General features: G+C 51.7%; 11 protein-coding genes. 7 read left to right on the top strand and 4 right to left on the bottom strand.

The features are described 5' to 3' along the window. Positions 1-10: 10 nt before the first annotated feature. A complete protein-coding gene (locus HVY19_RS00710) occupies positions 11-1,411 on the bottom strand; it encodes an MFS transporter (protein WP_181682535.1) in 1,401 nt (466 codons plus the stop codon). Positions 1,412-1,645: 234 nt separating this feature from the next. Here HVY19_RS00710 and HVY19_RS00715 point away from each other — a divergent pair, with 234 nt between their 5' ends. The 3 genes from HVY19_RS00715 to HVY19_RS00725 all read left to right on the top strand — a co-directional run bounded on the left by HVY19_RS00715 (position 1,646) and on the right by HVY19_RS00725 (position 3,907). Then, positions 1,646-2,461: an AraC family transcriptional regulator gene (locus HVY19_RS00715; RefSeq protein WP_181682536.1), complete on the top strand. Its 816-nt coding sequence runs from the start codon at positions 1,646-1,648 to the stop codon at positions 2,459-2,461. Positions 2,462-2,770: 309 nt separating this feature from the next. Continuing rightward, the gene (locus HVY19_RS00720) at positions 2,771-3,178 is read left to right on the top strand and encodes a helix-turn-helix domain-containing protein (protein WP_181682537.1); all 408 of its coding nucleotides are present in this window, start codon (positions 2,771-2,773) and stop codon (positions 3,176-3,178) included. A 237-nt stretch (positions 3,179-3,415) separates the two neighbouring features. Further along, complete coding sequence (locus HVY19_RS00725; protein ID WP_181682538.1) at positions 3,416-3,907, top strand: 4Fe-4S dicluster domain-containing protein; 492 nt, start codon at positions 3,416-3,418, stop codon at positions 3,905-3,907. Positions 3,908-4,013: 106 nt separating this feature from the next. Here the strand turns inward: HVY19_RS00725 and avtA are convergent, their stop codons facing one another. Together avtA and malS are read right to left on the bottom strand one after the other, a co-directional pair. After that, complete coding sequence (gene avtA / locus HVY19_RS00730) at positions 4,014-5,270, bottom strand: valine--pyruvate transaminase (RefSeq protein ID WP_181682539.1); 1,257 nt, start codon at positions 5,268-5,270, stop codon at positions 4,014-4,016. A gap of 137 nt (positions 5,271-5,407) precedes the next feature. Continuing rightward, on the bottom strand, positions 5,408-7,441 hold the full coding sequence (gene malS / locus HVY19_RS00735) for an alpha-amylase (RefSeq protein ID WP_181682540.1): 2,034 nt from the start codon (positions 7,439-7,441) through the stop codon (positions 5,408-5,410). A 316-nt stretch (positions 7,442-7,757) separates the two neighbouring features. On the opposite strand from malS, the gene HVY19_RS00740 reads away from it, so the two are divergent. Then, complete coding sequence (locus tag HVY19_RS00740; RefSeq protein ID WP_181682541.1) at positions 7,758-8,582, top strand: protein bax; 825 nt, start codon at positions 7,758-7,760, stop codon at positions 8,580-8,582. A 73-nt stretch (positions 8,583-8,655) separates the two neighbouring features. On the opposite strand, the gene xylR is transcribed toward HVY19_RS00740, so the two are convergent. Then, entirely contained in the window at positions 8,656-9,834 is a 1,179-nt protein-coding gene (gene xylR, locus HVY19_RS00745) for a D-xylose utilization transcriptional activator XylR (protein WP_181682542.1), read from the bottom strand. Positions 9,835-10,153: 319 nt separating this feature from the next. Between xylR and xylA the strand changes: the two genes are divergently transcribed. From xylA to yiaB, 3 genes are all read left to right on the top strand, one after another. After that, the gene (gene xylA / locus HVY19_RS00750) at positions 10,154-11,476 is read left to right on the top strand and encodes a xylose isomerase (RefSeq protein WP_181682543.1); all 1,323 of its coding nucleotides are present in this window, start codon (positions 10,154-10,156) and stop codon (positions 11,474-11,476) included. A 73-nt stretch (positions 11,477-11,549) separates the two neighbouring features. Continuing rightward, on the top strand, positions 11,550-13,004 hold the full coding sequence (xylB, locus tag HVY19_RS00755; protein ID WP_181682544.1) for a xylulokinase: 1,455 nt from the start codon (positions 11,550-11,552) through the stop codon (positions 13,002-13,004). A gap of 164 nt (positions 13,005-13,168) precedes the next feature. Beyond that, on the top strand, positions 13,169-13,546 hold the full coding sequence (yiaB, locus tag HVY19_RS00760) for an inner membrane protein YiaB (protein ID WP_181682545.1): 378 nt from the start codon (positions 13,169-13,171) through the stop codon (positions 13,544-13,546). Positions 13,547-13,576 lie beyond the last annotated feature (30 nt).

Genomic DNA, 13,576 nt, shown 5'->3' on the forward strand with positions numbered 1-13,576 from the left:
GGCGTGCTCCTTATGATTGAACATGACGCTGGCGCAGATCGGTCGCAATGCGCGACATCATTGGATTGTTAAGCTTGCAGACGCGAATAGACAGCGCCAGCAGCAGATGAAACAGGGCGGGAAGCAGCGTTTCCATGGCGGTAATACCGCCGAGCGAACTGGCCGTCTGATTTTCCGCACCTGGCTGATAAGCGACAAAAATAAACAGCAGACTGATGATTCCGGCGCTGGAGGCCCAGGCCAGTTTGATGAAGAAAAGGTTGAAAGCGAAGTTCATCCCGGAAGAGCGCACGCGCGTTTTCCACTCGCCGTAATCGTCGGCAAAGGCCATCAGTGCGAAGTGCAGCGGTAGCGTGAAGCCGAGAATGATGCCGTTGCCGAGGATAACCGCCAGCCACAGCGTCTGATACGCCGGCCCGGTGGGGAGAAACCACATCGCGACGGCCAGTGCCGCCAGTACCAGGTTAGTGTAGTAATACAGTTTGACGGTATCGATTCGCCGGGTCATAGGGTTGACGATTACCGAACCGATAATTGACGCAAATGTGACCATCGTGAAAAACAGCGACGTATAGGCGGTACTGCCTTTCAGCACGTAGGTAATGAAATACATATACCCGCCGCCACGTATGTTAAATACGTTGATGAGCAGGAAGGACATCAGCAGCATCAGCAGAAGCTGATCGTTTTTACGCAGTCCGGAAAGGTGCTCCCGCAGGGTAAATTTCCCCATCATCGCCAGTGGAACGCGCTCGCGTACCCAGAAAAAGCAGCACAGGAACATAGCCACCGCGACAGCACAGAGAACGCCGACGCCCCATTGATAGCCCTGCGCCGCATCGCCCTGGCCAAAGACCTCGACCATCCACGGCAAGCCGACGGAGACGAGGAACCCCGCCACGCCGCAGAGAACAAAGCGCCAGGATTGACAGGAGATCACCTCATTGTGCCGCGTGGTCATGGTATTGATGAGTGCGCAGTAGGGCACGTTGATGGCGGTATAACCGACAGAGAGCAACAGATAGGTGCCGAACGCCCAGGCAATTTTGACGCTCATACTGGCATCCGGCACGGTAAAGGTCAGCACGCCGATAATACCGATCGGAAGGGCAATCCATAACTGCCAGGGGCGAAAACGTCCCCAGCGGCTTTGCGTGCGGTCGGCAATGATGCCCATCACCGGGTCGGAAATGGCGTCAAACACCCGCAGCGCGATAAACAGCGTGCCGACTAACGCTGGCGTCAGCCCGAACACGTCGGTGTAGAAAAAGGTGAGAAAGTTCATGATCAGGCAGGTGATGACGGTACCGCCGGCATCGCCCAGCCCGTAGCCTATTTTCTCGCGTACAGAGAGCGTCTCGTTGACGTTGTTCTGAGTAAGTCCGGTGGTAGTAATCGATGTAGAGGTCATAGAGGTTCCTCGCTAAAAGAGGTTTCAGTCAGTGATTATTTTTGTGTGACTAATGACCTGACTCATTTTGCCTGGAAGTAGAACATCAACAAGCCAACAAAAGAGTAAAAAAAGAGGACGATTCCGACCTGTGCTTAAAAGTGTGAATTAGATCGGGTGACGTTGTTGTTTTTAGTTAATAATCAAATAGTAAACGTTTATTTGTCGGCGATGTAGACGGGAAATTACATATCTATGCTTGAATTATCCATGACGCTTCCGATTAAAGTACAAAACGGGGGATTATTTATTTCCCGTGGAATAGGACGCCATCCAGCCAGGACGCTGGCGTCATGGGAAATTATTTTTGTGGAAAAAGGACGGCTAACGATCCGGGAAGAAGAAAAGATTTTTACCGTGGAGGCGGGTGAAAGTTTGCTGCTTTGGCCACAGCGTCGACATATCGGCGAGGAGGATTTTCCTGCCGATCTGCGGTTTTACTGGCTGCATTTTGAGGTGAAAGCTCCGGAGAACGATCCAAGTTGGCTGACGCATCTCTCTGTGCCTCAGCACACGCGTGTCGCGGATCCCCAGGCGCTGATCGCGCTTTTTCGCCAGTTCATGATTGAACAAGAGAAACTCCAGCGTAGCCCGGCCCTGGAGTTTATTGTTCTACTGATATTACAACAGATTACGTTGAATCCCCGGCAGAATGAAAGCGTTGAAGATGCGGGTGAGTCCCTGGCATGGAAAGCGCAGCAGTTGATCCGCACGCAGTATCATCGACCTATCGCGACCGCCACCCTCGCCAGAGAATTACACTGTAATGGCGATTATCTGGGGCGCGTTTATCGACGGGTATTTCATCTGACGTTGACCGAAGCCATTCAACGGCAGCGGGTTCGCGAGGCGGAGAAATTACTGATTAGCGACGCACGCTCGCTAAAAGAGGTGGCGGAGCTGTGCGGATTTAACGATGTGGGCTATTTTCGGCAGATCTTCCGTAAACATACCGGATTAACGCCTGCAGTCTGGAAACGTCGGTACTGCAAGGAGCATATCAACTCATAAAGGCTCCGTTATGCCATGCAAAAAGCATTAAACACTGCAATTTATGTTAAATACGGTCAATAAACTTGCCAGATTGATTAATCAGACGAAACTGGAGAATGTGGCTGTTAATTTGTTTTTAGAAGCGATAATTCTGTGAATATAGTAATCCTTTAGTGACTCGGTCTATTAACGGTATAAGGATGGAAGAAAAAGATCTCCTCGGGTGACTATTGTATTTTAATTCAATCTTCTTAAACTTGCGAATGGCAATAAAAACAAGGAAGTGGGTATGTCATTATCGCTGGTTTAATAAACAAGAGTATTTAAATGAAGCAATACCAGTTATACGGATTTATGATTGGCCGCGAAATATTTCTCGATATACACGACGCGCGGATATTCAGACTTCCGGTTAATAAAATGGAGAGCGTGATTGCTTTTTGTGGCGTGTTTTTTAATGACACGATGCTTCGTCTTTTCGTTTATCTCTTGCTGAATGCCCGCACCCATTATGTTTCAAAGGATGAGTTACTCGTCAACGTCTGGGAAAAAAATGAACTCAGTTCTTCCACACAGCGTCTGTCAACGATGATAAGAAACCTGAATAATAAATTGTATATGCTTGGCTTGCCCCGGAACTCCATCGTCAGCGTCAAAGGAAGCGGATACATACTAGCACTGGATCACATCCAGCCATTATTTAGGGTGGTGGATGAAACAGACTATCAAATATAGATAGCAGCCAGTGCCGGATTATTCCGTAGCGTGATGTCGTCTACGGTTTAGCCCCTGAACGTTAAGGTCCAGGGTTTTTTTTTAGCGTCCCGATAAGATGAGGATCGGGTGAAAAATCAGGCGTATTCCCAAAGCGCTTCGGGCATCTGACAAATCTCCACCGTTTCCCCTGTTTGATCAAAGCAGAAGCGGCGTGCTCTCTGGCACTCTGTCGTTTTACGGCGCGCGGAGGGATCAATGAATCGGTTTATTATGGCGGATGCGGCGAAGTGTATTGGCTGTCGTACCTGCGAAGTCGCATGTGTCGTCTCACATCAGGAAAATCAGGACTGCGCGTCGGTGTCAGCGGAAGCGTTTGTTTCTCGCATCCGGGTCATCAAAGCAGGTTCATTGACGACCGCCGTGGCCTGCCATCAGTGTGAAGATGCCCCCTGCGCGAATGTCTGCCCTACGCAAGCTATTCGTCGCGAACGTGGGCATATTTTCGTCGAACAATCCCGCTGCATTGGATGTAAAAGCTGCATGTTGTCCTGCCCATTCGGTGCCATGAACGTTGTTGCGGAACCTTCACGCGTCCAGGCGATTAAATGCGATCTCTGTTGGCACCGTGAAACAGGACCCGCCTGTGTTGAGTCCTGCCCAACGGGGGCATTAAACTGCGTCAGCAAGGAACAGCTCGCACAGCTAAACTGTGAAAGGCGCATCAGTACGGCTTTCACCTCTCTCTAAACTTTAAGCAAGGACGCAAGGCGATGGTATCGAACCAACAGGCTTATCTGGATGCCGAAAATAACGTGACGCCCGATGCGATTTTTCCTCACATCGGGCCGTAAAATCAGCGGTTTGCTTCACTCCACGCGCGTTCCACTTCTTCCGCCAGGATCTTCACCCCAGCTTCAATTTTTTCCGGATCGGGAACATAGTTCATGCGCATACATTGATGCGTGTGCGGCCAGGGTTTATCTAACCCTGGGAAAAAATAGTGTCCTGGCACCATCAGCACGCCACGCGCTTTCAGACGCTGATACAGCAGTTCGGTGGTGATGGGCAGATCCTGGAACCATAACCAAAGAAAAATCGCCCCTTCAGGCTTATGAATTAAGCAACGATTTTCCGGCAGGTAGCGGCGAATGATCGCAATTGTCTCCTGAACGCGCTGGTAGTAGAACGGTTTAATTACCGTTTCGGACAGGCGCAACAAGTCATTACGTTTAATCATTTCACACATCATCGCCGGGCCAATGCCGCCGGGGGCAAGGCTAATAATGCCGTTCATGTTGGCGATAGCGGTGATGATTTTTTCACTGGCAATGATAATACCGCAGCGTGAACCGGGCAGCCCCAGCTTGGACAGGCTCATGCACAGTACAATGTTAGGGTTCCACAGCGGACGCGCTTCGCTAAAGATGATGCCGGGGAAGGGCACGCCGTAAGCGTTATCTATCACCAGCGGAATACCATGCTGGTTGGCAAGCTGGTCGAGCTTCATCAACTCTTCATCAGTAATGACGTTACCCGTCGGGTTAGTCGGACGGGAAACACAGATCATCCCCGTCTCTTCACCAATGTGCAGATGTTCAAAGTCGACATGATATTTGAACTGGCCTTCTGGCAGCAGTTCAATATTCGGGCGGGCTGATACAAAAAGATCTTCTTCCAGCCCGGAATCCGCATAGCCAATATATTCCGGCGCGAGAGGAAACAGGACTTTCTTGCTGCTCCCATCGGCACGGCGTCCGGCAAAGAGATTGAACAAGTAGAAAAACGCACTCTGGCTGCCGTTTGTCAGTGCAATATTCTGTGGCTCAATGTCCCAACCCAGATTCTCACGCAGTAGCGAAGCGAGCACGCTCAGTAGCTCGGTTTTCCCCTGAGGACCGTCATAATTGCAAAGCGCATCAGTGGCTTTGCCGCTTTCCAGCATATCCGCGAGCAGGGTATGGAAGTAATCCTGCATGGCCGGGATTTTCGCCGGGTTACCACCGCCAAGCATGATTGCGCCGGGAGTGCGTAAGCCGTCGTTGAGGTCCTCCATCAGGCGGGTAATGCCTGAATGGCGGGTAAATTTATCGCCAAATTGTGAAAATGTCATAACGGATGGTCTGTCAAACGCAGTAGAAAAGAGCACTACCTTAACGCTTGCACTGACAGGGTGCAAATCGAGCTAATCGCAGTAATCATCCACTTTACTCTGCATATTTATCGTTGGGTGGTGTTTTATATTGCGTTCTATTCAGGCTTACCGGCCCAGATCACCATGATAGTGTCCTCTCCATGCTGGCGAACAAAACCATAACCTTGCTGCAGAGTGAGTGTCGTCTGCTTACCGGCACCGATGGCGGGGTGACGCGCTCTGAACTGCCCGAGCCGCTGCCAGTGCGCAACATTGTTAGCGAATTTGCCATTGATATCCTGCCAGTTCATTGACGAGCGCGTGCCCTGTAACGGGTCTGAACCCGTGGGGCCGAAGGGACGAGAGGACTCGTCGCCATAGAAAAGTTGTACTGCCCCGGGGGCTAACAGCAGCAGCTCCGCCGCGTTGTCGCCGCCTTCGCGGAACAAACGCGTATCATGGGAAGAGAGATAGCTCAGCACATTAAATTGCTGCAGTTTTTCCGCCATTTGCTGCCAGGTGATATCCATCTCCGCCAGGCAATCGACCGCTTTTGCTGCCTGTTCCTGATAGTCGAAATTGATCATTGCATCGAAGCCGTGGCGGTAGTAATCGCTCTGCATCACGCCGTGGCCCCAGGCTTCACCGGTCATCCAGAACGGCTTATCGTCGAGTGCGCGATCCGGGTTGGCCTTCTTCCATTCTGCCAGGGCGGCGCTGGCCTGGGTTTTCAGTTGCTGCCACGCCGGGAGTTCGACGTGTTTCGCGGTATCCACCCGGAAGCCATCAATGCCGTATTCGCGAACCCATTGGCTCAGCCAGTGGGTTAGATAGTCGCGCGGGGTGTAACCATCAATGGCTTTAGCCTTTGTATCCGCTTTGTTCTGATAAAACACCGGCAGGCCGGAAGGCGTGGTCGATTCGGTTTTGAGATCCGGCAAGAAGGCCAGCGACATGGTCAAATCATCAAAGCCGGGGTTGTCGTAGTCACCAATGTCAGTGCGGATCCACGCTTTGCCCCACCATTTTTCCCAGGCGGCTTTATCACTGAAGTTAATGTAATCATTAAAGCTATGCCAGCTTTGCCCGGCTGCAGGTTTCCAGTCCGTCCAACGCTCGCCGAGCGTTTTTTTCAGCTCATCATCTGAGAGATACAACGCGCCAAAGTTGAATTCCTGCATGTCGGCAAGGGTGGCGTAGCCGGTATGGTTCATCACCACATCAAAGAGGATGCGTATTCCGCGCTGGTGTGCTCCGTCAACCAGGGCTTTCAGATCCGCTTCGCTGCCCATATTGGCATCCAGTCGGGTCCAGTCCTGAGTGTAATAACCGTGATAGGCATAATGCGGAAAGTCACCTTTTGTGCCGCCGCCGACCCAGCCGTGAATCTGCTCAAACGGCGCGCTGATCCACAGGGCATTCACACCCAATTGCTGAAGGTAGTCCAGTTTGCTGGTCAGGCCGCGCAAGTCACCGCCATGGAAGGTGCCGATTTCTTCCATGCCGTCTTTATGGCGACCATAACTCTGATCATTTGTCGGGTCGCCGTTTTCAAACCGATCAGTCAAAACAAAATAAACCGTGGCGTTATGCCAGTCGAACGGTGCTGCAGCACTTGTCCCAGCGCTTTCCAGCAGTAGCAGGCCGTTACTGGCTGGCGCAGGCCGCAGCGTAATTTTACCGTTTTTCACTGTGGCGGTTTGCATGCTGTAAAAATCACGAACCACGCTGCCTTCCGGAAAGGATTGTGCGACCTCTACCGTTACCGGCGAGCCGTCCCACTTCGGACACTGGCGGATCGCCGCTGCCACCGGTGCGGCTTCGCGCGGCACGGTAATCATTAATGTCGGCGTGCCGGAACGTTTATCGATAGTCAGCGTGTAATCGCCGTCTTTAAACAGTCGCCATTGTGGCGATGCCCCTTCGCATGGCTTCAGCGAAAGCATCTGGTTGAGTTTTATCGCATTCGCCGGCTGCCAGCACTGTTGGTCAAAATTTAACGTTAAAGGTCGGGTACCCTTCGTCAGCGCTGCATGGCTGGTAAATTGACCGGTTCCCTCTGCGGTAAAAGGAGGGAAGCCTTGAGCATTCCATGATGAGGCAATCGCGATACCCGGCAGAAATGCCAGGACAGAGGCGGCAAGTTTCATTGTGCGATCCTTATTGCGGCGATAATAACCAGTGTGCCTGAGAACCTCTGCTGAAAACTCATCCCTCAATTGCAACCTGACAGGATGAGGCGTATGGATGAGCGATCCTGCGCAAAAAGTAGCCAAAATTTGCGATAACCTGCACATTTTTTTCGAATTAGTCACTTTCGGAATGATTTAAGCGTGACATGGTTTCGGATTTGGACTATTTCTTGAGGTGCTCTTGAACGCTATTTTTGATATGATTTGAGATTCCGCTCTCAAAATTGTGAAAAATATAAGGTGTTGGAATGAGTAAATCCGACCAGGAGACCTAATGATATTGACTCCCATGCGACGATATGGGGCAATGATTCTTATGTTACTCACCGTGGTATTTTCGGGTGAGGTGCTGGCAAAGACGCACACAACAACAGCGAGTCAGAAGTCCCACGAAAACAAGACAAGTAGTATCAAGGTAAGCAGTAAACAAGAGTATTCTCGCAATAGTGCAAAGAGTAGTTCACTTCCTGATTTGCGAAAATACCCTTCCGGAACACCAAGGAAAAAAGCGTTTCTCCGGACGGTTATGCCTTATATTACCAGTCAAAATGCAGCGATTACCGCCGACCGTAACTGGCTGATCTCTAAGCAGTACCAGAGCAAGTGGTCACCGTCTGAGCGTGCGCGTATGCAAGACATCGCCAAACGCTACAAGGTGAAGTGGTCTGGCAACACGAAAAATATTCCGTGGAATAAGCTGCTGGAACGCGTTGATATTATTCCGACCAGTATGGTCGCCACCATGGCGGCGGCAGAAAGCGGCTGGGGTACCTCTAAGCTTGCGCGCAGTAACAACAATCTGTTCGGCATGAAATGTACGAAAGGACGTTGTAGTAATGCGCCGGGCAAAGTGAAAGGCTACTCGCAGTTTGGTTCGGTCAAAGAATCAGTCAGTGCGTATGTCATCAACCTGAACACGCACCCGGCCTATGCCTCTTTCCGTAAATCGCGCGCGCAGCTGCGTAAAGCGGACCAGGAAGTGACAGCGACGGCGATGATCCATAAGCTGAAGGGTTATTCCACCAAGGGACAGAGCTACAACAATTATCTGTTCGCGATGTATCAGGATAACCAGCGCTTAATCGCAGCGCATATGTAATGCACTATGCTAATCCGGCCTGCACAATCCCGTAGGCCTGATTAGCGTAGCACCATCAGGCAAACAAACCTCCTCACACCAACACTTCACTGTTCACATCGCGATACTCTTTCGGCGTCGAGTCGTACTCTTTTTTGAATACAGAATAGAAATACTGAAGCGAAGGGTAGCCGCACATCTGCGAGATTTCGTTGATCGACAGCGTCGTAGATATCAGCAAACTGCGGGCTTTTTCCAGCTTTTCAGCGTGGATCACCGCGTGGATGGTCTCTCCTACTTCCTCCTTAAAGCGTTTCTCGAGATTGGATCGTGAAATCCCTACCGCATCCAGCACCTGATCAACCTTAATGCCTTTGCATGCATGGTTGCGGATAAAGTGCATGGCCTGGATAACAGCAGGATCGGTCAGTGAGCGGTAGTCCGTAGAGCGACGTTCAACCACGCGTACCGGTGGCACCAGAATGCGTTGTAGCGGCATCTCCTCCTCCGCCAGTAATCGGTGCAACAGTTTCGCCGCCTGATAGCCCATCTGCCGCGCACCCTGCGCCACGGATGACAGTGCAACTCGCGACAGATAACGTGTGAGTTCTTCGTTATCAATACCAATCACGCAGAGCTTCTCAGGGACGGGGATATGCAAATGTTCGCAAACCTGAAGAACATGGCGGGCGCGGGCATCGGTCACGGCAATGATCCCCGTTTGTGGTGGCAGCGTTTGCAACCAGTCTGCCAGCCGGTTTTGCGCGTGCTGCCAGAGTTCAGGTGCCGTCTCCACACCCTGATACACCACGCCACGATATTTTTCCTCTGACACCAACTGGCGAAACGCATGTTCACGTTCCATTGCCCACCGTTTCCCGCTTGACGCCGGCAGGCCGTAGAAGGCAAAACGGTTAATCCCTTTTTCTTTCAGATGCAGGAAGGCGCTCTCGACCAGCGCATGGTTATCGGTGGCAATGTAATGGACGGGGGGATAATTTTCAGCAAGATGATAAGAACCGCCTACGCCAACAATGGGAACGTCGACATCGACTAATAATTGTGCGATTTCATCATCGTCATAATCAGCAATAACGCCGTCGCCCAACCACTCTTTGATGTTATCAATTCGGGCGCGAAAGTCTTCTTCTATGAATATATCCCATTCAGATTGTGACGCTTGTAAATATTCACCCACGCCTTCTACAACCTGGCGGTCATAAGCTTTATTCGCATTAAATAACAGGGTTATACGGTGACGTTTATCAAACATAAGAACATATCCTGAAAAATGTGAACATGGGCAGGTCGATACTATCACTTGCGTTGACGTCTTGCGAAATTCACCATACCAGAACCGAGAAGACAATTGTCATTTCTTATCCTTCAGTTACGGTTTTTTGTTTATTCCTGAACCTTCGATCGCGATCGCCTTTTTATTTGGTCATTTTGGTTGTTTTTTTGGGAGCCAGCGCACATTTGGGTATTCTCTTAATGGCGGAATGAAATAACGTAATTGAGCTCTAAATCAGGAAATTCCAGTATTAAGCCATCGCAATTACTCGCTGTATTATCTGATTACGGAGTTTATTATGCAGGCATATTTTGACCAACTCGATCGCGTTCGTTATGAAGGCACCAAAACCACTAATCCATTAGCATTCCGTCATTACAATCCGGACGAAGTTGTACTGGGCAAACGCATGGAAGATCATTTGCGCTTTGCTGCCTGCTACTGGCACACCTTCTGCTGGAACGGTGCGGATATGTTTGGCGTTGGCGCGTTTGATCGCCCATGGCAGCAGCCGGGTGAAGCCATTGCACTGGCAAAACGCAAAGCGGACGTCGCGTTCGAGTTTTTCCACAAGCTGAATGTTCCTTATTACTGCTTCCATGACATCGACGTATCTCCGGAAGGTGCGTCGCTGAAAGAGTACAAAAACAACTTCGCGCAGATGGTTGACGTGCTGGCTGCGAAGCAAGAAGAAAGCGGCGTGAAGCTGCTCTGGGGCACCGCAAACTGCTTCACTAACCCGCGCTACGGCGCAGGCGCAGCGACTAACCCGGATCCAGAGGTGTTCAGCTGGGCGGCAACTCAGGTTGTCACCGCGATGGACGCCACGCACAAGCTGGGCGGTGAAAACTACGTGCTGTGGGGTGGTCGTGAAGGCTATGAAACCTTGCTGAACACCGACCTGCGTCAGGAACGTGAGCAGATTGGCCGCTTCATGCAGATGGTCGTAGAGCACAAACACAAAACCGGGTTCCAGGGCACGCTGCTGATCGAACCAAAACCGCAGGAGCCAACCAAGCACCAGTATGATTACGATGCTTCCACTGTCTACGGCTTCCTGAAACAGTTTGGTCTGGAAAAAGAGATCAAACTGAATATCGAAGCGAACCACGCAACGCTGGCGGGCCATTCTTTCCATCATGAAATCGCGACGGCGATTGCGCTGGGGCTGTTCGGTTCCGTGGATGCCAACCGTGGTGATGCGCAGTTGGGCTGGGATACCGACCAGTTCCCGAATAGCGTGGAAGAGAATGCGCTGGTGATGTACGAAATCCTGAAAGCGGGCGGTTTCACCACGGGTGGTCTGAACTTTGATGCCAAAGTCCGTCGTCAGAGCACGGATAAATACGATCTGTTCTACGGCCATATTGGCGCAATGGATACCATGGCGCTGTCACTGAAAATTGCTGCGCGCATGATCGAAGATGGCGAACTGGATAAACGCGTTGCGAAGCGCTATGCCGGTTGGAACAGCGAGCTGGGTCAGCAGATCCTGAAAGGGCAGATGTCGTTAAGCGAACTGTCGCACTATGCTGAACAGCATAACCTGGCGCCGGTGCATCAGAGTGGTCATCAGGAGCGCCTGGAAAACCTGGTGAATCATTATCTGTTCGACAAGTAATGACTGACTGAAAGCGTTCGTAGGCCCGGTAAGCTTAGCGCCACCGGGCATTTCTGTTAAAGGAGTCACCGCAATGTATATCGGGATCGATCTTGGCACCTCGGGCGTAAAAGCCATTTTGCTCAATGAGCAGGGTGAGGTTGTCGCGTCGCAAACGGAAAAACTGACCGTCTCCCGTCCTCATCCGCTGTGGTCGGAACAGGACCCTGAACAGTGGTGGCAGGCAACGGATCGCGCGCTGAAAGCGTTGGGCAAGCAGCACTCACTGAACGGCGTGAAAGCCCTGGGTATTGCCGGACAGATGCACGGCGCCACGCTACTCGACAGCAATCAGCATGTGCTTCGCCCGGCAATTTTGTGGAATGACGGGCGCTGTGGTGAAGAGTGTGCGCTGCTGGAGGCACAGGTGCCCCGGTCTCGCGCTATCACCGGCAATCTGATGATGCCCGGTTTTACTGCACCGAAACTGCTGTGGGTTCAGCGTCATGAACCGGATATTTTCCGTCAGGTCGCAAAAGTGCTGCTGCCAAAAGACTATCTGCGGTTGCGCATGACCGGAGAGTTCGCCAGCGATATGTCTGATGCGGCGGGTACCATGTGGCTGGATGTGGAAAAGCGCGACTGGAGCGACGTGATGCTGAAGGCCTGTGGCCTGACTCGCGAGCATATGCCCGCGCTTTTCGAAGGTACTGAAATTACCGGAACGCTACTGCCAGAAGTGGCGAGGGCGTGGGGTATGCCTGCGGTTTCCGTTGTTGCCGGTGGGGGTGATAACGCGGCGGGTGCGGTCGGCGTAGGAATGGTCGATGCCGATCAGGCAATGCTCTCGCTGGGAACATCAGGCGTCTATTTTGCCGTTAGCGAGGGGTTCCTGAGCAAGCCAGAAAGCGCGGTACACAGTTTTTGTCACGCGTTACCTGATCGGTGGCACCTGATGTCGGTGATGCTTAGCGCGGCGTCGTGTCTGGACTGGGCAGCGAAGTTAACCGGACTGGAGACGGTGCCTGCTCTGATCGATGCGGCGCAACAGGCCGATGAGAGTGCCGACCCTGTCTGGTTCTTGCCGTATCTCTCCGGGGAACGCACACCGCATAATAACCCGCAGGCGAAAGGTGTTTTCTTTGGCCTGACTCATCAGCACGGTCCTGCTGAGCTGGCGCGAGCGGTGCTGGAAGGCGTAGGCTATGCGCTGGCTGACGGAATGGATGTGGTGCATGCCTGTGGCGTACAACCACGCAGCATTACGCTGATTGGCGGCGGCGCACGTAGCGCATACTGGCGGCAGATGCTGGCAGATATCAGCGGATTACAGCTTGATTACCGTACCGGTGGTGACGTCGGCCCGGCTCTGGGAGCGGCCCGACTGGCACAGATCGCCATGAACCCGGAACGACCGCTGACGGAACTGCTACCTCAGCTTCCGCTGGAACAAACACACGAGCCAAACCCAGAGCACTATGCGAAGTATCAACAACGGCGCGAGACTTTCCGTCGTCTCTATCAGCAACTCCTTCCGCTGATGTCTTAAGCTGAATCCCTCCTGCTACAGGAGGGATTTTCTCGTTGTATGTTAAAACCTAATTCATAAATTAATTGCATGAATTAATTCCTAATTTTTCCGAAGAAGTCATTTTCCATTGTGGTCTTTGACGGGTTATCCCTAATCTGCATTTATTGGATAAGGAGATCCCAATGAAAGGCGCAACGTTTATTTCTTGGCTGTTACTCATTTCAGGCACGCTGGTTTACGTTATTGGCTTGTGGCGGGCATGCCCGTTGTTAAGCGGAAAAGGCTATTTTCTTGGCGTATTAATGACCGCCATGTTTGTCACATACGTTTATTTGCGAGAAGAAAAACGCGGGTCGCCGGATGAACGCTTTGTCCTGGTCTGCAAACTCGTGGCGCTCATCACCCTTGGGTTATTGTTCGTCGGCGTCGTCAATGCCCCCCTGACATATCCTGAAAAGGTGCTTTACCCGGCGGCACTCTTCGTCGGTTTACTGGGACAGGTGCGCGTTGCAATGTGTTCGCAAAGCGCCTGTTCATCGCCTGAAAGGGTAGAACGCTAATGTTATGGTGTCTGGCTTGTTATCTGCTTC

It is taken from the genome of Citrobacter sp. RHB25-C09, from assembly GCF_013836145.1.
Classification (GTDB): domain Bacteria; phylum Pseudomonadota; class Gammaproteobacteria; order Enterobacterales; family Enterobacteriaceae; genus Citrobacter_A.